Raw genomic sequence first — 21,101 nt, 5'->3', positions numbered from 1 at the left:
AGCGCCGGATCGGTGACGAGGTAGACGGACAGGTCGATGCCGCTCACGACAGGCGCTCGCGCTGCGCGACCCAGGCCGGGGTCGCGGCAACGAGGCCGATCGAGCAGCGCGACCGCGAAGGAGCCTGGACCGCGGGCGCCCTCGGCGGCGACCTCCGCGGCGATCGTGTAGACGCTCGTCGCGGCGACGGCCGCCCGCAGCGGATCCGGGTCCAGCGACGCGAACGCGGCCATCACGGCGCCGAGGGCGCGGCCCCCGCCGGTCACCTTCGTGAGGAGCGCGTCGCCAGTGTGCACGCGCACGACGCGGTGCCCGTCGGTGATGTGGTCGACGGGCCCCGACACGGCGACGACCGTGCCGTAGGTGCGGGCGAGGAGCAGGGCCGCGTCGAGGGCGGTCCTCCACCTCGTCGGTCGCGTCCACGCCCCGGCCGCCCGCTCCGCCCGTCGCGAGCGCGAGGATCTCGGACGCGTTCCCGCGCACGGATCGTCGGCGACAGGGCCACGAGCTCGTGCGCGAGCCGGGTGCGCACCGGCAGGGCGCCGACCGCGACGGGATCCAGCACCCAGGGCGTGCCCGCCTCGCGGGCGGCGTGCGCGGCCTCGACCGCGGCCTCCCGCTGCTCGGCGTGCGGCGTGCCGAGGTTCACGAGCACCCCCGACGCGATCCGGGCGAACGGCCCCGCCTCGGTGGGCACGTCGGTCATCGCGGGCGCGGCACCGAGCGCGAGCAGGACGTTGGCGGTGAAGCCGGTGACGACGGCGTTCGTGATGCACTGCACGAGCGGCGTGCGCTCCGCAGCAGCCGGAGGAGGTCCGCCGAGGCGACCCCCGTTCCCGTGGTGTCGTGGGTGGACGGGCGCGCAGCGCTCATGATGACATCCCTCCGCCGGTGCGAACCGGATCAGGTGCGACGGGTCTCATCTCAGCCCTCGTGGGCACCCCGTGTCAGGGATCCACCCTAGAGGTGTGCGCGGAGCCGTGCCTAGGCCAGGTCGATGGCGTCCGCAGCCGCGAGGACCGGGAGGCACGATGGACGGGACCTACGTGATCCCTGCACTCCGCCGCGGCCAGCCGCTCCGGGAGTGGGACGACATCCCGGCGCGGTTCGCGGCGGGAGCCGCACATCTGATGGTCCAGGGTGCCGACGCGGCGGAGGCCGTCGGGCGGCTCATCGCCGGCGAGACGCTGGCCTCCGACGACGTCATCGCGTTCGGCCGGCTCAACTTCCACTGCTACCTCAGCGGATGGGTGCCGATGATCGCTCTGTACCGGGAACCACGGATCGATCCGACCGCCGCCGAGCTGCTCGCCCTCTGAGGCCGCGCGGCGCGACGACGGTCAACGGTCTGCTCTACCCGAGCCCCGCCACGTCGAGCACCCACGCGTAGTCCGAGGCGCGCTCGCGCCACGCGTCGTAGCGGCCCGACTTGCCGCCGTGGCCGGCCTGCATCTCGGTGCGCAGCAGCACCGGCGCGCCGACCTCGCGGAGGCGGGCGGTCCACTTCGCGGGCTCGACGTAGAGGACGCGCGTGTCGTTGAGGCTCGTGACCGCGAGGATCCGCGGGTACTCGACGCCCTCGCGCACGTTCTCGTACGGCGTGTACGACTTCATGTACGCGTACACCTCGGGGTCGTGCAGCGGGTCGCCCCACTCGTCCCACTCGATCACGGTGAGGGGCAGCGACGGGTCGAGGATGCTCGTCAAGGCGTCGACGAACGGCACGCCCGCGAGGATCCCGGCGAACCGGTCGGGCGCGATGTTCGCGACCGCGCCCATGAGCAGGCCGCCGGCGCTCCGGCCCTCGGCCACCAGGCGGTCGGGGCTCGTCCACCCGCGCGCGATGAGGTGGTCGGCCGCCGCGACGAAGTCGGTGAAGGTGGTGCGCTTCGTGAGCGTCTTGCCCTCGTCGTACCAGCGGCGGCCCATCTCGCCGCCGCCGCGCACGTGCGCGATCACGAACGCCATGCCCCGGTCGAGCAGCGACAGCCGCGCGATGGAGAACGACGGGTCGATGCTCGCCTCGTACGAGCCGTAGCCGTACAGCAGGAGCGGCGCGGGCGTGCCCGGGTGCACGAGGCCGCGCTTGTAGACGACCGACAGCGGGATCTCCGTGCCGTCCTCCGCGGTCGCCCACTCGCGGGTCTGCACGTAGTCGTCGGGGTCGTAGCCGCCGCGCACCGGCTGCTGCTTGAGCAGCCGCAGCTCGCGGGTGGCGAGCACGTAGTCGTAGGTCGTGGCGGGCGTCGCGAGGCTCGTGTACCCGAGGCGCACGGTGGGCTGCGCGAACTCGGGGTTGCCCGCGGTGCCGACCGTGTAGATCGGCTCGTCGAAGGCGATCTCGTGCAGCTGCTCGCCGTCGAGGACCCGGTCGAACGGGATCACGCCGACGCGCGTGAGGCCCTCGCGCCGGTACGACACGACGACGTGGTCGGCGAACGCGCTGGCGTCCTCGAGGCGCACGTCGTCGTCGTGCGGGATGACGACCTGGCGGTCCGTGGTGGAGGTCGGGTCGTCGGCGGGCACGTCGATCAGCTCGAAGTTGGTGGCGCCGTCGTTGTGCAGGATGAGGAGCCGGTCGCTGCCGTCGATGACCGCGTGGTCGACGTCGTACTCGACGCCGTGGCGGCGCGGCCATACCGGGCGGAAGGTGCCCGTGGGGTCGCCGGCGTCGAGCAGCAGCACCTCGGTCGTGATCTTCGAGCCGACGTAGACCATGAGGTACTGGCGGCTGCGGGTCTGACGCCGAAGCCCGCGAAGTAGCTCTCGTCGGGCTCGGTGAAGACCTTCACGTCCTGCGCGGCGGGCGTGCCGACGCGGTGGCGCCACACGGTGTCGGGGCGCCAGGCGTCGTCGACCGTGACGTAGAACAGGTGGTCGCCGTGGGCGGAGAAACGCGGCGCCGTGGCTGGTGCCGGGGATCTCGTCGGCGAGGTCCTGGCCCGTGGCGAGGTCGCGGATCCGGAGCGTGAAGCGCTCGTCGCCCTCGGTGTCGGTCGAGTAGGCGAGGAGCGAGCCGTCGGGGCTGACCTCGAACGCGCCGAGCGAGAAGAACTCGTGTCCCTCCGCCTCGGCGTTCGAGTCGAGGAGGACCTGCTCGCCCTCGACCGCGACGCCGTCCGCGGCGGCCTCGATGACGGGCGGCGTCCAGTCGTCAGGACCCTGGACGGGCCGGCGGCAGCGGATCGCGTACTGCGACCCCTCGACGGTGCGCGCGTAGTACCACCAGTCGCCCTCGCGCACCGGGGACCGAGAGGTCGGTCTCCTGCGTGCGGTCCTTGATCTCCGTGAACAGCGCCTCGCGCAGCGGCTCCAGGTGCGCGGTCTGGCCTTCCGTGTACGCGTTCTCGGCCTCGAGGTGCGCGATGACGTCGGCGTCGTCCTTGTCGCGCAGCCACTCGTACCGGTCGACGAAGGTGTCGCCGTGGAACGTGCGCTCGACGGGGCGCTGCTCGGCGACGGGCGGGGTGGCGGATGCGGACTCGGAGACGGCCGGGACGGCGGGGTCGGTCATCCGTCGAGCCTACCGACGCGGCCGGGACCCTCGCCGGACGTGGCCCGGCCGACGGGCCCGGACGGCAGCCAGGGCGGCGCCGACGACGATGAGCCCGCCTCCGACGACGCCCCACCAGCCCGACCCGTCGGCGGGTGCACCGAAGGGCCAGGAGAGGAGGATCAGCGCGATGCCGACGAGGACGAGCAGCGCCTGTCCGAGCATCCGCGTCCCCTGCGTCGGCCACGGCCGGGCACGGACGCGAGCGTGCGCCGATCGCCACCGGGCCCGAGCGCGGCGAGGACGGAGCCGTCCCCGGCTCCGGGTGCCCGCCGAGGTCAGGGGACCAGCGGCCCCGCCTCGCGCGGGCCGGGCGCGCCCGGCGTGGTCGCCGCGCCGAGCGTGCTCGAGCGGGTCGCGAGACGCGCCACGGCCTGCAGCGGGATCGAGAGCCAGCCCGGACGGTTGCGGACCTCGTAGATCGCCTCGTACACGGCCTTGTCGATCTCGAACGCGTCGAGCAGGGCGCGGTTCGCGCGGAGGTCGGTGCCGGAGCGGGCGATGTAGCCGTCGACGAACGCGCGCCGGGAGGCGGACGCCCAGGCGGCGGCGGACTTGCCGGGGTGCGCGAGGGCGTAGGAGCCGGCGACGTAGTCGAACGAGCGGAGCATGCCGGCGACGTCGCGGAGCGTGACGTCGGGCAGGGAGCGCTCGTGCATGGGCCGCAGCGGCTCGCCCTCGAAGTCGAGGAGGACCCAGCCGCGGTTGGGCACCGAGAGCACCTGGCCCAGGTGGTAGTCGCCGTGGATGCGCTGCAGCTTCGGCCACTCGCCCTTCTCGGCGGCGTCGTACACGCTCGAGATGGCGTCGTGGAAGGCCGCGATCTCGGGCACCTCGCGCTCCGCCGTCGCGTGGCGGCGGCGGAAGCTGACCATGATCCCCTCGATGACGTCGGCCGTGGCCTCGACGGTGGGGAGGGCGGCGGCGAGCGTGGCGTGCACGTCGGCCGTGGCCTCGCCGAGCGCGCGGGCCTCGGCCTGGAAGTCCGCGTCGGCCTCGGCGGCGCGGAGCGCGACGCGCCAGGCGTCCGTGACGCCGGGCAGGAACTCCTGCGCGAAGGCGACGTGGCCGATGGCGTGGCCGACCTCGCGGCCGGAGTCGCTCCACTCGGCGAGCACGCTGCCCATGGTCTGCGGCACGAGCCGGGATCCGGCGCCCGCGATGGCGGACTGCAGGACCACATCGGGGTTCTCGCCGTGGTGCAGGGCGCGGAACACCTTCACGATCATCGGGTTGATGGCCTGGCCGTCGGCCGAGACCATGTCGTAGATGATCGACGTGTTGGACTGCTCGCCGGAGAGCACGTGGGAGCCGACCACGGTCGCGATCTCGACGCCCGGCTGGCGCTGGCCGCGCGCGGTCGCGCCGAGCGAGGTCTCGTCGACGTCCGCGTCGCGCTCGTCGAGGATGGTGCGGATGAGCGCCCAGGCGTACGCGGGGTCGTGCGGCCCGTCGTAGACGTGCAGCTCGACGCCGTCGTCCTCCACGATGGTGCCGATGTGGAAGGGCTTGAGCTCCTCCAGCGGCGCCTGCCGGTACGTGAGCGGCACCTGGTACAGCACGGGCTTCGCGCTGCCGTGGTCGATGATCAGGTGCGTCTCGATGCGGGCGAACCAGCCCTCGTCGCTGAAGCTCCACCCGCCGATGCGCTCGAGGCGGGGCTCGGTGCCCTTGGAGGCGAACCAGCGCTGCTCGCGCATCCAGGCCGCGAGGAAGTCGGGGATCTCGCTGAGGTCGTGGTGCTGCATGGCTCAGGCCACCTTCGCGGTCACGTCGGCGAGCGACGGGTTGGTGGCGGACGAGCCGTCGGGGAAGAGGACGGTGGGCACCGTCTGGTTGCCGCCGTTGATGGCCTCGACCAGCTCGGCGGTGCCGGGGACCTGCTCGATGTCCACCTCGTCGTAGCCGATGCCCGCGCGGTCGAGCTGCGCCTTCAGCCGGCGGCAGTAGCCGCACCAGGTGGTGGAGAACATCGTGATCCGCCCGGGGGCGGGCACGTAGGAGGAGGTCTCGGGCGACATGGTGCTCACCCTACGCGCCGTACACGACGCCGGCCCGCGATTCCCGCACCTGGAGGACAGTGTCGTCGGTGGTGGGGGATCACGGGCCAGGTGCCGGTCAGGACGGGATGCGCCTCAGCCGCGCAGCGAGCGGTCGAACCAGGCGTTGCGGAACTTGCCCTCGGGGTCGAGCCGCTCGGCGAGGGCGAGGAAGTCGCCGGACCGCGGGTACAGCGGGGCGATGTCCGCCGCCTCGGCGGTGAACACCTTGCCCCAGTGCGGCCGGGCGCCGAAGGGGCGGATGGCCGCCTCCAGCTCGACGAGCAGCGCCTCCACCGCCTCCTGCTCGCGCTTCCAGGTGAAGTGCAGGCCGATGGTGGTCTGCCCGTACTGGGGGCTCAGCCAGAGGCGGTCCTCGGCCACGGCGCGCAGCTCGCAGACGAGGAGGATCGGGCGGATCCGGTCGCCCATCGCGCGGAGCGCCTGGACGGCCTCGACCGCGCGGTCGAGCGGCACGTGGAACTCCGACTGGATCTCCTCGCCGTCGCTCGGGGTGAAGCCCATCTTGAAGTGCGACAGCCGGTCGGACCAGAGGCCCACGACCCCGAGCTGCGAGGTGCTGTTGACGGGGTCGATGCCGAGGATCGGGCTGGCGCTCCTCGGTCGCGGCGGGCGCCCCGAAGTAGTCGGGCACCACGACCTCGTCCTCGGGCTGGCCGTCGACGTCGAGCTGCACGCGGCTCTTCAGCCACACCTGGTCGGTGGCCTCGCCGAAGCGCGTGAAGACGCTGACGCTGTAGGCGCCGCCGAAGACGTCCTCGAGGTTCCCGTCGAAGGCGTCCCAGGAGAGGCCCTCGAACACGCGCTGGCGCACGAGGTAGGCGGGCTCGACGTCGAGCGTGATGCGCGTGACGACGCCCAGCGCGCCGAGGCCCACCACGACACCGTCGAAGTCGTCGTCGCCGCGGCGGTAGGTGACCGTCTCGCCGTCGGCGGTGATGAGCTCGAGGGCCGCGACCGCCGTGCCGAGGTTGCCGTTGCCGATGCCGGACCCGTGCGTGGCGGTCGCGATGGCGCCGGCGACCGAGATGTGGGGGAGCGAGGCGAGGTTGTGGATGGCGAGGCCCTCGGCGCCGAGGAGCTCCGCGAGCTTCCCGTAGGCGAGGCCCGCGGAGAACGTGGCCGTGCTCGCGTCCCGGTCGACCACGAGGTCGGCGGGCAGCTCCGTCAGCGAGACCAGCACGTCGGAGTCGGCGATGTCGTTGAACGAGTGGCGGGAGCCGAGGACCCGGAGGCGCGGCGACTCGCGGACGATGGTCCGGAGCTCCTCGATGCTCGTGGGCGTGCGCACGGCGCTCGCCCGGTACGCGTAGTTGCCGGCCCAGTTGGTGCCCGCGGTGCCCTGCTCGATGGTGTCGGTCATGCGTCCTCCTCGCGCCCGCCCTCGGACGCCGTCGTCTCCAGCTTGCCCGCCCTCCGGCCGGAGGGCGAGCGACGGGCCGCCGGATGCGGCGGCCCGTCACGTGCTCCCGCGTCAGCGGCTGCGGATGGTGAGCTCGAGCGTGCGCGCCGACGGCCAGAGCTGGTGCTCGGGAAGCACGTCGAGGCCGCACGCGCGGGATCCGATCCCGTGCTGCGCCGCGTCGATGTAGAGGTGCACCGCCTCGCTCGCGGGCAGCTCGTGCGGGTGGGCGGCGCGGTCGAGCTCCTGCGGCGTGTGCCGCGACGCCGTGAAGCCCGGGCGGCGGCCCGCGGTGTCGGGCGCCGCGTGGATCACGATGCCGCCCTCGCCGTCGAACGTGCCGAGCTCCAGCTCCCGCAGGTCGCTGCGGTGGCCGGTCTCCTGGGACGCGAGTACACGGCGCCCAGATCGTCGACGAGCGACGAGAACCGGCCGACGAGCGCTGCGCGGCGCGAGTCGGGGTACGACTCGAATGGCCCGGTGCCGAACCACTCCGCGTTGGTGACGCTCGCGGGAGGTCGAAGCGGATCCCGACGCGGGGCCACGTGACGGCCCACCCGGCGCTCGGCACGATGTCGACGCGGAGGCCCAGGTCGCCGTCGGCGCCCTCGGTCCAGCAGTACGTCGTGTCGACGGAGTCGAAGGACTGCGCCGCGCTCGTGCGCACCACGACGGTGAGCGAGCCGGACCCGACCTTCACCTCCCGGACCCGGTGGGTCAGCCGGTCGAGGCCCGCCCCGCGCCAGCGCGCCTCGCTCGACGGCCCGGGCACGCCCTTGCCGAAGGTGAGGCGGGGGTCGGCGAGCTCGTACGAGCCGCTGCTGTCGCTGCGGTCGTTGTCCGTCGGCGCGCGCCACAGCTCGAGGCGCGGACCGTCGACCTCGAGGGAGCCGAGGCGCACGAGGCGGCCGGTCGCGAGGTCGAACTCGCCGTCGCCGAGGGTCAGGCGGGTGGCGCCCGAGGCGCGGTACGCGTCCTCGTCGGCGTCCACCCAGCGGGCGGGCACGGCCGGTCGCGGCGCGGGGGTCAGGTCGAACTGCGCGACGGCGACCACGTGGCCAGCGTCGGCCCACGGCTCGTCGTCGCGGAGGATCGCCTGCACCGTCAGCCAGACCTCGGCGCCCGCGACGGCGGAGTCGCCGGCGTCGAGGGCCTCGGCGGGCAGCGGCACCAGGGCGGTGCCGCCCGCGGGCACGGGCGCCGGGTCGAGCACGCCCGTGGCGACGTCGTCGCCGTCGACCGCGAGCACCCAGACGAGGCTCGTGTGCGCGGTGGAGACCGTGTGGAAGCGGTTCTCGACGACGAGGGACGCGGATCCGCCGTCGCGCTCGAGGCGGAAGGCGACGGGCGGCACGACGGCCTTGTACTCGGCGAGGCCGGGCGTGCCGGGGTGTCGTCGGGCAGGACCATGCCGTCCATCACGAAGTTGCCGTCGTGCACGACCTCGCCGAAGTCGCCGCCGTAGGCGTAGAACGCCTCGCCGTCGGCGGTCTCGGTGAGGATCCCGTGGTCGCGCCACTCCCACACGAAGCCGCCGTGCAGGCGCGGGTAGCGGAGCACGAGGTCCTCGTACTCGGCGATCTGGCCGGGGCCGTTGCCCATGGCGTGCACGTACTCGCAGAGGATGAAGGGCTTCGAGCGCTGGCGCATGCCCTCGCCGGGCGTGCAGCCGGAGCAGGTCGCCCGGGATGAACGTCGCTGCCGATGGACTCGGTCTCCTGGAGGTTCGAGTACATGCGCGAGTAGACGTCGGTGTACTCGCCCTGGTGTAGTCGCCCTCGTAGTGCACGGGGCGTCCCGGGTCGCGGCGGTGGACCCAGGCGGACATGGCGGCGAGGTTCCGGCCGGTGCCGGACTCGTTGCCGAGCGACCACATGACGATCGAGGGATGGTTCTTGTCGCGCTCGACGGTGCGCTCGATGCGGTCGAGGTAGTGGTCGGCGAAGCGCGGGTCGTCGCTGGGGTTGCCGACCCAGCCGCCGAACTCGAAGCCGTGGGTCTCGAGATCGCACTCGTCGATGACCCAGAAGCCGAGCTCGTCGGCGAGGTCGAGGACGCGGGGGTGCGGCGGGTAGTGGCTCGTGCGGATCGCGTTCACGTTGCGCCGCTTCATCAGCAGCATGTCGGCGCGCGCGTGGTCCTCGTCGAAGACGCGGCCGCGCTCGGGGTGTGCCTCGTGGCGGTTGACGCCGTGGAACACGACGCGGCGGCCGTTGACGAGGAAGCGGTCGCCCTCGATGCGCACGGTGCGGAAGCCGAGGCGGATCGAGAGGGCCTCGACGTTGGTGCGGAGGAAGCCCTGGTATCCTGCGTGGGGCTCTCGGCGCTCCACGGCTCGACCCGGTCGACGTGCACGGGGGCGACGTCGGCCGGGGCGTCCCATGTCACTGAAGGGATCCCGAGGTCCTCGACCTCGAGGGTCACGGGGAAGGCGGCGGGCTCCGCGTCGACCTCGACGTGGACCGCAACCGGCCCCCGTCTCGTGGTCGTACTCGGCGCGGGTCTCGATGCGTCGTCGATGCCGCCCTCGGGGCGGCCGAGGAGGGTCACGTCACGGGAAGATGCCGGGCATCCACCACTGGTCCTGGTCCTCCAGGTAGCTGGCGATCGACCACTCGTGCACGCGGACGGCGAGCACGTTGGCGCCGGGCCGGAGGAACTCGGTCACGTCGAACTCGTGCGAGAGGCGCGAGCCCATCGCCGGCGCCGACCGCGTCGCCGTTCCACCACACCTTGAAGGCGGACTCGACGCCCTCGAAGCGGAGCACCACGCGCTCGAGCGACTCCCACGTGGTGGGCACGTCGATCTCGACGCGGTAGTCGCCCGTGGGGTTCTCGTCGGGCACGAAGGGCGGCTCGACGGGGAACGGGTACTGCACGTTGGTGTAGGCGGGGAGGCCGAAGCGGCCGTCCTGGCCGAGCACCCAGTGGCTCGGGACGGGGATCTCGTCCCAGCCGGAGTCGTCGAAGGCCGGGTCGGCCATGGTCTCGTCGAGGCCGCGGCGGGCTGGGGGAGAGGCGGAACCGCCAGTCGCCGTTCAGCACGATGCGCGGGGCATCCGAGTGCAGGCAGGAACGGGGGCGGCGGGCCGGACCCGTCGTGGGGGCGAAGTCCTCGAAGTAGGGGAGGGCGTGCGTCATGGGCTTCCTTGCGCGTGGGCGGGTGCGGCGACGTGCCGCTCTCCCATCATCGTGGGTCGGGGCGCCGCGCCGAATGCGCTGACGGCCGGGCAGGTCGCCCTGCCCGGCCGTGCGCGATCGGTCGCGGGTGCGGTCCGTCGAGGTCGGCCCTCGACGGCGCCGCGGGTCAGCCCTTGACGGCGCCGTCGGTCAGGCCGCCGCGCCAGTACTTCTGCAGGACGATCATCGCGGCGATGAGCGGGATGATCGAGACGAGCACGCCGCCGGTCGTCAGCTGGTAGAACTCCGGCAGCCGGTCGACCTGGCTCCGCCAGTTGTTGAGGCCGAGCGTGATCGGATACAGCTTGTCGTCGGCCAGCATGATCAGCGGCAGGAAGTAGTTGTTCCAGATGCCGACCAGCTGGAACAGGAACACCGTCACGAGCGCCGGCGTCATGGAGCGGAGCGCGAGCGTGTGGAAGATCCGCAGCTCGCTCGCCCCGTCGATCCGGCCCGACTCGATGACCGCGTCCTCCACCGACGCCTGCGCGTAGATGCGGCACAGGAACAGGCCGAACGGCGACACGAGCGACGGGATGAGCACCGACCAGTACGTGTTCGCGATGCCCATGCTGCTGAACAGCAGGAACAGCGGCAGCGCGGTGGCGGTGCCCGGCACGAGCACGCCGCCGAGGATGGTGCCGAACACGATGTTCGAGCCCCGGAACCGGTACTTCGCGAGCGCGTACCCGCCGGCGGCGGCGAAGTACGTCGCGATGAGCGCGCCCACCCCGGCGTAGAGCACCGAGTTGAGGAACCACCGGACGAAGATGCCGTCGTTGTACGTGAACACCATCGTGAGGTTCTGCCAGAGGTTCATGTTCGCGAACAGGAACCCGTTGGTGCTGAACAGGTCGGCCGTCGTCTTCGTGGCGGCGACCACGATGTAGTAGACGGGGACGAGGAAGTACAGGGCGACGAGCGCGAGGATCGCCGTGACGAGGATCCGGGTGGCGGGCTTCGTGCCCGCCCCCGCGGCGCCGCCGGCCTTGGAGGGCCGGCTCACCTTCGCCTCGGCGGCCTGCGCGGCCCGCTTTTGCTCCGCCTTCTCGGCGGCCTGGTCGGTCGAGGTCGTGGCGACCTCCTGCGTGGCGGTCATGCGCGCGCCCCCTTCTTCCTCGCTGCGGCGGCTTCCCGCTCCTCCTTGGGCTTCCTGTTGGTGATCGCGAGGAAGACGAACGACAGCACGAACGCGGCGAGGGCGATGATGACCGCCTGCGCTGCGGCGACGCCGTAGTCGTTGTACGCGAACGCCGTGGTGTACGCCGAGAGGTTCGGCGTGTACTGCGAGTCGATCGCGGGGGCGGAGGTGGCGAGCACCTGCGGCTCCGCGAACAGCTGCAGCGTCCCGATGATCGAGAACACGGTGGCGAGCACCAGCGCCGGCCGGATGAGCGGCAGCTGGATGGAGAACGCCGTCCGCCAGGCGCCCGCGCCGTCGATGCGCGCGGCCTCGTAGACGTCGCCGGGGATCGACTTCAGCTGGGCGATGATGATGAGCATGTTGTAGCCCGTGTAGGTCCAGGTCACGATGTTCGCGATGGACCACAGCACCGTGCCGGCGCTGAGGAAATCGAGCTGCAGCCCGAACACCTCGCCGATGTCGATAATGGGCGACAGGCCCGGGATGTAGAGGAAGCCCCAGAGGATCGTCGCGATGACGCCGGGCACGCCGTACGGCATGAAGTACGCGGCCCGGAAGAACTGGGGCCACTTCGCCGACGCCGACTCCAGGAGGAGCGCGAGGACCGTGCAGAGGATGATCATCACGGGCACCTGCACGATGCCGAACAGGAGCACCCGGCCGATGGACGCCGTGAAGGCGTCGTTCGCGAGCGCGAGCGCGTAGTTCTCGAACCCGGCGAAGACGGTCGTCACGCCCTGCTCGCCGAAGAGCCCCTGCCGCCGCACGGTCGTGAACGACTGGAACACGGCGTAGATGATCGGGAGGACGAAGGTCAGCAGGAACACCGCGAGGAACGGCGTGAGCATCACCCACGGCGCGATGGTCTGCGACTGCTTCAGCTGGCCCTTGCCGACGCCCGCGCGGGGTGCGCGGACGGGGCGGGCGGCGGCGTGCTCGCCGCGCTGGGACCCGGCGGGCCTCGTCGCGGTGCTCATGCGGAGGCCGCCTCGACGCGCAGGCCCTTGTTGCGGAAGGCCTCGATCACGGCCTCCTGCGCGAGCGGCAGGGAGTCGACGAGGGTCTGGCCGCTCGTGAGCTTCCGGCGGAACTCGTCCTGCAGGGTGTTGAGCGTGTACTGCGTGAGCGGCGACCAGGTCCACTCCAGGTTCTGCTCGCGGGCTGCGGGCACGAAGACCTCCTCGTTGTAGGACTGCCCGCTGAAGAACTCGCTGGGCTCCTGCCGGGGTGCGCCGATGTAGTCGGGCGAGGGCGACCAGCCGATGCCGGAGTTCGCGATCATCGCGTCGATGCCCTCGGGGGAGGTGGTCATCCACGTCATGAACTTGAGGGCCTCGGCCGGGTGCTTGCTGTTCGCGAGCACGGCCGCGGTGGATCCGCCGAGGTAGCTGGACCCGTAGGACCCGTCGAAGGACCACGTCTGCATGGGCGCGACGCGCCACTTGCCCTCGCCGCCCGAGACCGACTGGATGAGGGCGTCGCCCCAGCTGGCGCTCGTGCAGCCGAAGATCTTCGCGTCGGCGGCGGCCGCGTACCAGGGCGGCGAGTAGGCGGTGAAGCTGGTGTTGACGATGTCGTCGTCGATGGCCTTGTCGAAGAACGCGGCGACCTCGAGCGTGCGGTCGTCGAGCATGTCGATGACCCAGCGCTCGCCGTCGACCTTGAACCAGTTCGCGCCGGCCTGCGTCGCGTACGACGTGAAGACGGAGGCGTCGGAGACGGGGAAGCAGTCGAGGTAGTTCCCCGCGCCCGTCTTCCGCACCTCGGCGCTGAGGGCCGCCCAGTCGTCCCAGGTCGCGGGCGGCTGGCCGCCCACCTGGTCGAGGAGCGCCGGCTGGTAGTAGAACGCCATCGGGCCGGAGTCCTGGGGGATCCCGAACACGCCGTCCTGGAAGCTGACCTGCTTCCACAGCGCCTCGTCGTACCGGTCGCGGTACTCGTCGACGCCGTAGCGGGTGAGGTCGACCAGGCCGTTGGCGAGGAGGAACTCGGGCAGCTGCCGGAGCTCGACCTGGCCGATGTCCGGCCCGCCGCCCGCCGTGATGGCGGAGTACATCTTCTGGTAGCCGCCGGCGTTGCCGCCGGGGATCCACACGGCCTCGACCTGGATGTCGGGGTTCTGCGCGTTCCAGACGTCCGCGACCTTCTGGAGGTCCTTCAACCACGCCCAGTACGTGAGCGTGACCTTCTCGCCGGCGGCGACGGCCGGGATGACCGGATCGGAGTTGACCAGCCTCCCGCCCGGTGCCGAGCACGACGCGAGCGCCAGCGTGCCCGCGGCGGCGGCCCCCACCCCCAGTGCCTGTCTCCTGCTGATCGAATGCATCGTCGCATCCCTCCCGTCGTCGTTGATGGCAGCGGCGCTTGGCGCCACTCCCACTGTAAGCGCGGAGCGAAACTTATTCCTCACCCCTGGTCGGGATTCCTGCGAGGGAGGTGGGCGCCGGCCGGGCGTCAGCGGCGCGCGGAGGAACCGCGGATCACGAGGCGCGGCTCCGCGAGGAACTCGCGGGCCGGCGTCCGGTCGCCCTCGATGCGCCGCACGAGCCGGTCCACGGCCGTGCGCGCCATGAAGTCGTGGTCGGGGTCCACGGACGTGAGGCCCGGCACGAGGTACGCGCTCTCGGGGATCTCGTCGAAGCCCACCACGCGCACGTCGTCCGGCACCCGGCGCCCCGCGTCGGCGAGTCCCCGGAGGACGCCCATGGCGACCGTGTCGGTGACGCAGAAGACGCCGTCGAACTCGGCGCCGGATCCCATCAGGCGCGTGATCGCGGCATGGCCGCCCGCCATCGAGTACTCGAAGCGGCCGACGAGCAGCTCGGGCGCGACGGCGCGTCCCGCGTCCGCGTGGGCCCGCCGATAGCCGTCCATGCGCAGGGCGCCGGCGGTCACGTCGCCGGGATCCGGGTCCCCGATCATCGCGATGCGACGGCATCCGGCATCGATGAGGTGCGCGACCGCGAGTCGGGCGCCTTCCGCGTTCGGCATGGCGACGTGGTCGACCGGGCCCTCGAAGATGCGCTCGCCGAGGATGACGAGCGGATTCTCGACGCGCAGGAGCTCCGCGTCGCCGGCCCCCAGCCCGACCGCGCTCAGGATCAGCCCGTCGTACACGCTGTTGCGGGACATGGAGAGGGACTCCAGCTCGGCGTCGCGACGGGCGCCGGTCTGCTCGAGCACCACCCGGAAGCCGTGCGACGTCGCGGCCTCGACGATCCGGGCCGCGAGCTGCCCGAAGTAGGGCCGGTCGAACTCGGGCACGACGAGGCCGATGGTGCCGGTGCGGCCGGCGCGGAGGTTGCGGGCGGAGACGTTGATCCGGTAGTCGAGCCGGGTCATGGCGTCGACCACCTTCGTGCGCGTCGCGTCGCGCACGTGCGGGTGGTCGTTGATGACGTTGGAGACGGTCATGGCCGACACGCCCGCTTCCCGGGCGACGTCGTAGATGGTCACCAGGCCCGTCTTCCTCATCGGATCACGAGTCTGCCACCCGGAGGGGCCCATCGACTACGCGGACCTGCGGGCGGCGCGACCACGACCGCCGGCCCTGGCACGCAGCACCGCCGCCTCGGCGGCGGAGACGGCGAGGACGGACCCGTGGCGCGCACGGTCGGGCAGGCGGGCCTCGGGACGGTGCGTCCACGGCCCGGTGCCGTCGCCGTCGGTCGAGAGCACCTGGCAGCCCCGGTGCCCGAACTCGTCGACGAGGAGCCAGATGGTGTCGTCGCCCCCGATGCCGGCGAACGGCGCGGGACCCTCACCATGCACGAGCTCGGGCATGCCGACGCCGCGCGCCACGAGCCGGAACCGGCCGCCGACCCGGTCGCCGACCTCGACCGTGATGGCGGTGCCGCGCCGGGGCCCCGTGCCGCCCGACGCGTCCTCGACCGAGAATCGGAGGACGCGACCGCCGTGGGGCAGGAGCGCCATGTCGATGAGGTCCCTCCCCGTGTCCACGGCGACCCGCGCGGGCGAGAACGCGCGGAAGTCGCGGGTCCGCGTCGCGAGGATGCGCTGGTGGCCGCCCGGCGCGCCGGCCCAGGTGCCGCTGCCGGCCTCGGACCCGGCGCGCGGGCCGGCGGCGAAGAGCACCTCCCACTCGCCGGTGCCCGGGATCCAGGCGGCCTTCGGCGCCCAGGCGTTCCCCGCGTCGTCCGGGGCGACGCGGACCAGGCGGACGGCGGACCACGTGACCAGGTCCGCGGACTCCGCGACCGCGATGGACCGGCTGCCGCGGTGCACGGCGCGGTCCCAGTCCTCGTCGGGCCAGGTGCGGAGGTCGGTCGCGAGCAGGACGAAGACGCCGCGCCGCTCGTCGCGGAGGAGGAACGGGTCGCGGAGCCCGTGCTCGCCCACCTCCGACGCGAGCACCGGCCGCCCGTCGTCGACACGGGTCCAGGAGAGGGGATCGGATCCGTCGCTGACGGCGAGGCGGATCCGCTCGCCGTCCTCGCGGTCGCCCGGCTCGAAGTAGGCCATCGCGTACGCGGCGGGCTCCTCGGGCGTCACCCCTTGACGCTCCCCGACACGAGGCCGCCGACGATGTGCTTCTGCATCGCGATGAAGAACACGACCATCGGCAGCAGCACGATGACGCTGAGCGTCAGGAACGCCGGCCAGTTGACGCCGAACTGCCCGACCGCCTTGTAGACCTGCAGCACGAGCGTCTGCTTCTCGGGGCTGCTGATGAAGACGTTCGGCGTGATGAAGTCGTTCCACACCCACATCGTCTGGAACACGCCGACCGTGATGAGGATCGGGCGGATGAGCGGGAGCACGATGCGCCAGTAGATCTGCCAGGGTCCGGCGCCGTCGATGCGCGCCGCCTCGAACACCTCCACGGGCAGGGTGCGGAGGTAGCCCTGGATCAGGAAGTAGCAGAAGATGGCACCCGCCGCGTAGAGCACGATGAGGCCGTTGCGGCTGTCCACGAGGCCGGCACCCGCCATCATCCGGTACAGCGGGATGAGCGTCGCCTGCCCGGGCACGAGGAACGCGATGACGAGCACCACGGCCACGATGCGGTTGACGACGGTCTTGCGCAGCAGCATCGCGTACGCCGCCATCGACCCGATGAGCAGCATCACCGCCACCGAGATGACCGTGATGTACAGCGTGTTCGCGAAGGCCCCCGCGATGGGGACGGAGGACAGGACGTCGGCGTAGTTGGAGGGATCGAGGCGCTCGGGCAGCCCGAACGGGGCCCGGCTGGTCTCCGCCTGCGTCTTGAAGGTGTTGACGACGATGTAGTAGAACGGCGCCCCGACGACCGCGGCCAGCGCGATCATCAGGACGCTGGTGACGCCGGACGACCACCGCTGGCGGGCTCTCGCCCCGCTGCGGCGGCGTGGGCGGAGGGGGACGGGCGGGATGCCCGCGGTGCTGCCGCTCATGAGAGCCGCCCTTCGACGCGACGGGAGAGGAGGAGCTGGACGGCGACGATGGCGCCGACCACCAGGAGGAACACCACGGCGAGCGCCGAGGCCTTGCCGAACTGCGCCTGCGCGACGCCGCTCTGGATGATGGACTGCGTGATCGTGTAGGTCGAGAACCCGGGGCCGCCCTTCGTGAGCGTGAACGGCAGGTCGTAGACCTTGAGCCCGCCCGTCATCAGCAGCAGCGTGCTCACGGTGATCGCGGGGGCGAGCAGCGGGAGGGTGATGGACTGGAACCGCTGCCGGGCGGATGCCCCGTCGAGCCGGGCGACCTCGTAGTAGTCCTCCGGGATCGACTGCAGGTAGGCGAGGTAGAGGATCGCGTGCCAGCCGGTCATGGACCACACGCCCACGATGATCACCGACAGCTGCGCCAGGGAGCTGTTCGACAGCCAGGGCACCGCGCCGAGGCCGAGGAGCGTGCGCAGCACCCAGTTGATGGCGCCCGAGCCGAGCGGCGAGAGGATCAGCCCCCAGACGAGCCCGAGGATCGCGATGCTGGGGATGGCGGGGAAGAACAGGATCGCCCGGACGGCGCCGCGGCCGCGGAACGGCTTGTTGAGCACCACGGCGAGGGGCAGTGCGAGGGCCGTCACGAGGACGGTGGTGCCGACGCTGAACAGCAGGGTGAAGCGGAAGCCGGCGAGCATGGCCGGGTCGCGGAGGATGCTCGCGTAGTTGTCGAACCCCACGAACCGCGCCTCGGCGGAGTACCCGTCGAAGTCGGTGAGGCTGAAGTAGAACGACTGCGCGAGCGGGATGGCGAACAGGACGACGAACACCAGCAGGATCGGGATCAGGAACGCCTGCGTCCCGAGCTGCTCGCGTCGGCGGGCGACTCCGGACCGGCGGGTGTCGCGCGGGTGGTCCGCCGAGGGCGGGACCGTGGGACGTATGGGGGCGATGGTGGACATGACGACCTCTCGTGTCGGTGCGGGGAGAAGACCGGGGGAGGCGCGGCGCGAAGGGGCGCCGCGCCTCCGCCGGATCAGCCCTCCTGCTCCTGGAGGCGGGTCTGCAGCGCCGCGGACACGTCCGCCGGCGTCGCCGAACCCTGGATCATGAGCTGGATCTGCGCCACCGCGTCGGTGTTGAGGGCGTCCTGGTAGCGGGGCCACGCGATCTGCGGCAGGTAGAAGTCGCCGCTCTGCAGGCCCTCGAGGTTGGGCTGGAGCGCCGGGTCGATCTCGGGGGTGTAGTTGTCGGTCGTGGTGAGCGCGGCCGTCTCCTTCTGGAACAGCCCGACTCCCTCCTCGCTGCCGAGGAAGGTGAGGAACGCCTCGGCGGCCTCCGTGTTCTCGCTCTTCGCGTTGATGGCGTAGCCCGGAGACGCCGCGCCGGCCCAGAAGGCGTCGCCGGTCGGGGTCGGCACGGGCGCGAACGCGATGTCCATGTCGGGGGCGGCCTCGCGGACGGCGGGCACGTTCCACGGGCCGGCGGTCATGATCGCGACCCGGCCGTTCACGAACTCGTCGACGATCTGGTCGCCGGTGAGGCTGATGACGTCCTGGCTCATGAGGTCGCGGTCGAACAGCTCCTGGTAGGCGGCGAGCGGTTCGTCCCACAGGTCGGCGAACTCGGCGTCACCGCTGAAGATGGCGGCGTCGACGTCGCCGCCGGCGGCCGCGTTCTCGGCGCCGACCATCGCGGCGACCGTCATCGGGATCTGCCCGGCGCCGTCGTAGAACGGCGTGACGCCCGTGGCCTTGACGTCCTCGAGCACGCCGAGGAAGTCGTCCCAGGAGGTGGGGATCCCGGTGACGCCGGCGTCGGCGAGGAGCTGCTCGTTCACGAGGAGCCCGCCCGCCCAGGAGTTGGTCGACATCCCGTAGGCGCGGCCGTCACGGCCGTACGTCTCGGTGTTGAACGGGCTCATCGCGGTCATGAAGGGCTCGTCGGTGAGGTCCTTCACGTAGCCGGCGTCGATGAGGTTGGTCTTGTTCTCCGCGGCGATGGCGAAGACGTCCGCGCCGGTGCCGCCGACGAGGCGGGTCTGCAGCGTGGAGATGTACTCGGCGACGGGCGGGGCGCTGGAGAACTCGACGGTGATGCCGGGGTTCGCCGCCTCGAACGCGTCGATGACCGGGGTCATGGTGGCCTCGTTGTCCCAGGAGAAGAACGAGAGCTTGGTGGAACCGTCGTCGGCCGCGGGAGCGCAGCCCGACAGGGCGGCTGCTCCCAGGGCGAGGGTGGCGAGGGCGGCTGCGCTGCGTGCGAGCGGCCCGTGAGAACGATGCGACATTGCATTCCTCCGTGCGAGCGGTCCGTCCGGTGGACGGACCTGTATGGGTGGGTGAAGGGGTGGTGCTGCGGTGCGGTCGTGCGAGGGGGAGTCGAGGGGCAGGCCGGCAGCGCGCGGATCAGCGCGGGCGTGCGGGGAGCGGGAGCCGGAGGTGGTCGAGGGACGGGACGACGGGGACGAGCCCACCGCCCGGGAGGTGGTGGAGGCGGTCGAAGACGACCTCGCGCCGGTGGCCGTTCCCGGACGGGATCGCGAACCGGTGGTAGGCGATGATCCAGTCGTCCGTCCCCGGGACGCGGTGGACGGCATGGTGGCCGGTGCCGAGGATCCCGAGCTCGGGGCGCTTCTCGAGGAGGACGCCGCCGTCGGTCCAGGGGCCGGTGGGATGCGGCGCCTGGGCCCAGCGCACGCGGTAGTCGGCCTCCCGCGCGTCGTTCTCCGACCAGGTGGCGTAGCAGACGCCCGCGTGCCGGTGGATGCTCACGGCCTCGCGGAACCCGGCGGGGGTCCAGGAGCGGACCGCTGCCGCGTCGAAGGACACGAGGTCAGGGGCGAGCGGCACGATGTGGGCGACGCCGTTGCCCCAGAGGAGGTGGACGGTCCCGTCGTCGTCCGCGAAGACGGAGGGGTCGATCGCGGTCCCGGGGTAGTCGCCGCGGGCGACGAGCGGCCGACCGAGGTCGACGAACGGGCCCGTGGGGCTGTCCGACCGCGCGACCCCGATGGACTGCTCGGCGGTGAAGTAGAGGTAGAAGACCCCGTCCCGCTCGAAGGGCGCGGGGGCCCAGGCGTGGTCGCTGGCCCAGTCCACGTCGCGGCCGAGCCGCAGCACCTCGCCCTCCTCTCGCCAGGTGACGAGGTCGGGGGAGGACCAGGCGTGGAAGGCGTCGGCTGCCCATCCCTCGCTGCCGTCGGTCGTGGGATACAGGTACCAGCGGTCGTCGACCACGAGGAGCGAGGGATCCGCCAGCAGGCCGCGCACGGTCGAGGCGGAACGCGACGGCCCGGCTGCCGCATCGCGATCGATGGTCGTCATCGCACTCCCTCGTGCTTCATGTATCGATAAAACCTGTATCGATAAAATAGATCGGCGGAGCGAGGAAGTCAAGAGCCGGCGCTACCGGATCGCGGATCGGCCGGGCGTCAGCGGCGCGCGCCGCGGTTGCGGACCGCCCACTCCAGGGCGTGCATCGCCTGGTCCTTCGTGAGGCGCGTCTCGAGGCCGCACGTCGGGCAGAGCACGCGGTATGTCGAGCGCAGCCGGAGGAGCGGCACGAGGAAGAGCGTGAAGCGGAGCGTCCGGTGCAGCACGCGCTGGGGAGCCGTGACGCCGCAGCGGAGGCAGGCGAACGTCACGACCACGATGAGGGCGTCGCGGGCGCGCGTGCCGAACAGGAGGATCACCCGTCGAGGCTACGCGGCGACGACGGAGCATAGGCGGTGAGGCGGCCCTCGGACGAGGAGGCGACGCTGGGCGGATCACCAGGTACCTTCGAAGGACACCACTCGGCAGATCGGCCCCGCATGACCACGCACCACGACGGCGCGCACGTCACCGCCGCGGCGGCCTGCCCGGGAGCCGCCGCGTGATCGTCTTCGTGATCGTCGGCGCGGTCGGGCTCCTGCTCCTCCTCTCCAGCATCCTGCTCGGTGACCTGCTCGACGCCATCGGCGGCGGGGACGGCCTCGTCTCGGGCGTCGCGCTCGGCGCGGCCCTCGCCATCTACGGCGTCGGCGGCGTGCTCGCCGACCAGGCCGGCATCGGCTCAGGCGGCGCCATCGCCATCGCGGTGGCCCTCGCGCTCGTCGCGCTCGTGGTCGTGCAGCTCGCCGTCCGCTTCGTCGCGAAGCAGGAGAGCGGCGGCGGGTACTCACCTGTCGGCATGGTCGGCGTCGTCACCTCGCCCACCTCGCCGACCGGCGGCGAGGTGCGGCTCGAGCACATCCGCGAGCTCGAGCGGCGCCTCGCGCAGAGCGACGCCCCGCTCGCCGTCGGCACGCGCATCCGCGTGGTGTCCGAGGACGGCTTCCGGGTGCGCGTAGAACCGAAGCCCGTGCCCGACGCCCCGCAACAGACCTAGC

Annotated in this window: 17 protein-coding genes, 7 pseudogenes and 1 riboswitch; of the genes and pseudogenes, 3 read left to right on the top strand and 21 right to left on the bottom strand. The window is 72.1% G+C overall.

Annotation, left to right across the window (positions count from 1 at the left end; genetic code table 11):
* Window positions 1-43: 43 nt before the first annotated feature.
* Window positions 44-873, bottom strand: a pseudogene (gene thiM / locus ACZ411_RS04660) (hydroxyethylthiazole kinase).
* A riboswitch (TPP riboswitch) is annotated at window positions 864-955 on the bottom strand. It overlaps the preceding pseudogene by 10 nt.
* A 76-nt stretch (window positions 956-1,031) precedes the next feature.
* Here thiM and ACZ411_RS04655 point away from each other — a divergent pair.
* Entirely contained in the window at window positions 1,032-1,319 is a 288-nt protein-coding gene (locus ACZ411_RS04655; protein WP_464168878.1) for a hypothetical protein, read from the top strand.
* 34 nt (window positions 1,320-1,353) lie between these two features.
* Here ACZ411_RS04655 and ACZ411_RS04650 read toward each other — a convergent pair.
* The 20 genes and pseudogenes from ACZ411_RS04650 to ACZ411_RS04555 form a co-directional block, all read right to left on the bottom strand.
* A pseudogene (locus ACZ411_RS04650) lies at window positions 1,354-3,514 on the bottom strand (S9 family peptidase).
* A 9-nt stretch (window positions 3,515-3,523) separates the two neighbouring features.
* Window positions 3,524-3,718, bottom strand: coding sequence for an LPXTG cell wall anchor domain-containing protein (locus ACZ411_RS04645; protein WP_464168876.1), 195 nt, complete (start codon window positions 3,716-3,718; stop codon window positions 3,524-3,526).
* 113 nt (window positions 3,719-3,831) lie between these two features.
* A complete protein-coding gene (locus ACZ411_RS04640) occupies window positions 3,832-5,301 on the bottom strand; it encodes a maltokinase N-terminal cap-like domain-containing protein (RefSeq protein ID WP_464168874.1) in 1,470 nt (489 codons plus the stop codon).
* A 3-nt stretch (window positions 5,302-5,304) separates the two neighbouring features.
* Complete coding sequence (locus ACZ411_RS04635; protein WP_094117013.1) at window positions 5,305-5,574, bottom strand: mycoredoxin; 270 nt, start codon at window positions 5,572-5,574, stop codon at window positions 5,305-5,307.
* Window positions 5,575-5,688: 114 nt separating this feature from the next.
* Window positions 5,689-6,976, bottom strand: a pseudogene (locus ACZ411_RS04630) (D-arabinono-1,4-lactone oxidase).
* 111 nt (window positions 6,977-7,087) lie between these two features.
* Window positions 7,088-8,258 (bottom strand): annotated as a pseudogene (locus ACZ411_RS04625) (beta-galactosidase small subunit family protein); the annotation flags it as partial.
* Between the two features lie 152 nt (window positions 8,259-8,410).
* Window positions 8,411-8,665 (bottom strand): annotated as a pseudogene (locus ACZ411_RS04620) (glycoside hydrolase family 2 TIM barrel-domain containing protein); the annotation flags it as partial.
* A 169-nt stretch (window positions 8,666-8,834) separates the two neighbouring features.
* Window positions 8,835-9,398, bottom strand: a pseudogene (locus ACZ411_RS04615) (glycoside hydrolase family 2 TIM barrel-domain containing protein); the annotation flags it as partial.
* 168 nt (window positions 9,399-9,566) lie between these two features.
* A complete protein-coding gene (locus ACZ411_RS04610) occupies window positions 9,567-9,713 on the bottom strand; it encodes a sugar-binding domain-containing protein (RefSeq protein WP_464168888.1) in 147 nt (48 codons plus the stop codon).
* Window positions 9,714-9,774: 61 nt separating this feature from the next.
* A pseudogene (locus tag ACZ411_RS04605) lies at window positions 9,775-9,999 on the bottom strand (sugar-binding domain-containing protein); the annotation flags it as partial.
* A 323-nt stretch (window positions 10,000-10,322) separates the two neighbouring features.
* The gene (locus tag ACZ411_RS04600; RefSeq protein ID WP_464168871.1) at window positions 10,323-11,294 is read right to left on the bottom strand and encodes a carbohydrate ABC transporter permease; all 972 of its coding nucleotides are present in this window, start codon (window positions 11,292-11,294) and stop codon (window positions 10,323-10,325) included.
* Window positions 11,291-12,316, bottom strand: coding sequence for a carbohydrate ABC transporter permease (locus ACZ411_RS04595; protein WP_464168869.1), 1,026 nt, complete (start codon window positions 12,314-12,316; stop codon window positions 11,291-11,293). Before ACZ411_RS04595 ends, ACZ411_RS04600 begins: the two co-directional genes overlap by 4 nt.
* The gene (locus ACZ411_RS04590; RefSeq protein WP_094116248.1) at window positions 12,313-13,665 is read right to left on the bottom strand and encodes an extracellular solute-binding protein; all 1,353 of its coding nucleotides are present in this window, start codon (window positions 13,663-13,665) and stop codon (window positions 12,313-12,315) included. Before ACZ411_RS04590 ends, ACZ411_RS04595 begins: the two co-directional genes overlap by 4 nt.
* A gap of 128 nt (window positions 13,666-13,793) precedes the next feature.
* Complete coding sequence (locus ACZ411_RS04585) at window positions 13,794-14,813, bottom strand: LacI family DNA-binding transcriptional regulator (protein WP_094116247.1); 1,020 nt, start codon at window positions 14,811-14,813, stop codon at window positions 13,794-13,796.
* 36 nt (window positions 14,814-14,849) lie between these two features.
* Window positions 14,850-15,851 carry a glycoside hydrolase family 43 protein gene (locus ACZ411_RS04580; protein ID WP_464168866.1) on the bottom strand — a complete coding sequence of 334 codons (1,002 nt, stop codon included), beginning with the start codon at window positions 15,849-15,851 and terminating at the stop codon, window positions 14,850-14,852.
* On the bottom strand, window positions 15,848-16,735 hold the full coding sequence (locus tag ACZ411_RS04575; protein ID WP_094116245.1) for a carbohydrate ABC transporter permease: 888 nt from the start codon (window positions 16,733-16,735) through the stop codon (window positions 15,848-15,850). The genes ACZ411_RS04580 and ACZ411_RS04575 overlap by 4 nt, the downstream gene beginning before the upstream one ends.
* A complete protein-coding gene (locus ACZ411_RS04570; protein WP_464168863.1) occupies window positions 16,732-17,691 on the bottom strand; it encodes a carbohydrate ABC transporter permease in 960 nt (319 codons plus the stop codon). Before ACZ411_RS04570 ends, ACZ411_RS04575 begins: the two co-directional genes overlap by 4 nt.
* 74 nt (window positions 17,692-17,765) lie before the next feature.
* Window positions 17,766-19,019 carry an ABC transporter substrate-binding protein gene (locus tag ACZ411_RS04565; RefSeq protein ID WP_464168861.1) on the bottom strand — a complete coding sequence of 418 codons (1,254 nt, stop codon included), beginning with the start codon at window positions 19,017-19,019 and terminating at the stop codon, window positions 17,766-17,768.
* Between the two features lie 118 nt (window positions 19,020-19,137).
* Window positions 19,138-20,055, bottom strand: coding sequence for a family 43 glycosylhydrolase (locus ACZ411_RS04560; RefSeq protein ID WP_464168859.1), 918 nt, complete (start codon window positions 20,053-20,055; stop codon window positions 19,138-19,140).
* A gap of 107 nt (window positions 20,056-20,162) precedes the next feature.
* Entirely contained in the window at window positions 20,163-20,423 is a 261-nt protein-coding gene (locus ACZ411_RS04555) for a zinc-ribbon domain-containing protein (RefSeq protein ID WP_464168857.1), read from the bottom strand.
* Window positions 20,424-20,459: 36 nt separating this feature from the next.
* On the opposite strand from ACZ411_RS04555, the gene ACZ411_RS04550 reads away from it, so the two are divergent.
* A complete protein-coding gene (locus ACZ411_RS04550) occupies window positions 20,460-20,609 on the top strand; it encodes a hypothetical protein (protein WP_464168855.1) in 150 nt (49 codons plus the stop codon).
* A complete protein-coding gene (locus ACZ411_RS04545) occupies window positions 20,606-21,100 on the top strand; it encodes an NfeD family protein (protein ID WP_464168853.1) in 495 nt (164 codons plus the stop codon). The genes ACZ411_RS04550 and ACZ411_RS04545 overlap by 4 nt, the downstream gene beginning before the upstream one ends.
* The last annotated feature ends 1 nt before the right edge of the window (window position 21,101 follow it).

It is taken from the genome of Clavibacter sp. AC415, assembly GCF_979252985.1.
This window is presented reverse-complemented; position numbering and strand designations above follow the sequence as displayed.

Excerpts from the sequence above, each read along its gene's own strand:
- ACZ411_RS04655 (WP_464168878.1), top strand. The coding sequence starts at position 1,032 with ATGGACGGGACCTACGTGATCCCTGCACTCCGCCGCGGCCAGCCGCTC.
- ACZ411_RS04645 (WP_464168876.1), bottom strand. The coding sequence starts at position 3,718 with ATGCTCGGACAGGCGCTGCTCGTCCTCGTCGGCATCGCGCTGATCCTC.
- ACZ411_RS04640 (WP_464168874.1), bottom strand. The coding sequence starts at position 5,301 with ATGCAGCACCACGACCTCAGCGAGATCCCCGACTTCCTCGCGGCCTGG.
- ACZ411_RS04635 (WP_094117013.1), bottom strand. The coding sequence starts at position 5,574 with ATGTCGCCCGAGACCTCCTCCTACGTGCCCGCCCCCGGGCGGATCACG.
- ACZ411_RS04610 (WP_464168888.1), bottom strand. The coding sequence starts at position 9,713 with ATGGGCTCGCGCCTCTCGCACGAGTTCGACGTGACCGAGTTCCTCCGG.
- ACZ411_RS04600 (WP_464168871.1), bottom strand. The coding sequence starts at position 11,294 with ATGACCGCCACGCAGGAGGTCGCCACGACCTCGACCGACCAGGCCGCC.
- ACZ411_RS04595 (WP_464168869.1), bottom strand. The coding sequence starts at position 12,316 with ATGAGCACCGCGACGAGGCCCGCCGGGTCCCAGCGCGGCGAGCACGCC.
- ACZ411_RS04590 (WP_094116248.1), bottom strand. The coding sequence starts at position 13,665 with ATGCATTCGATCAGCAGGAGACAGGCACTGGGGGTGGGGGCCGCCGCC.
- ACZ411_RS04585 (WP_094116247.1), bottom strand. The coding sequence starts at position 14,813 with ATGAGGAAGACGGGCCTGGTGACCATCTACGACGTCGCCCGGGAAGCG.
- ACZ411_RS04575 (WP_094116245.1), bottom strand. The coding sequence starts at position 16,735 with ATGAGCGGCAGCACCGCGGGCATCCCGCCCGTCCCCCTCCGCCCACGC.
- ACZ411_RS04570 (WP_464168863.1), bottom strand. The coding sequence starts at position 17,691 with ATGTCCACCATCGCCCCCATACGTCCCACGGTCCCGCCCTCGGCGGAC.
- ACZ411_RS04565 (WP_464168861.1), bottom strand. The coding sequence starts at position 19,019 with ATGTCGCATCGTTCTCACGGGCCGCTCGCACGCAGCGCAGCCGCCCTC.
- ACZ411_RS04560 (WP_464168859.1), bottom strand. The coding sequence starts at position 20,055 with ATGACGACCATCGATCGCGATGCGGCAGCCGGGCCGTCGCGTTCCGCC.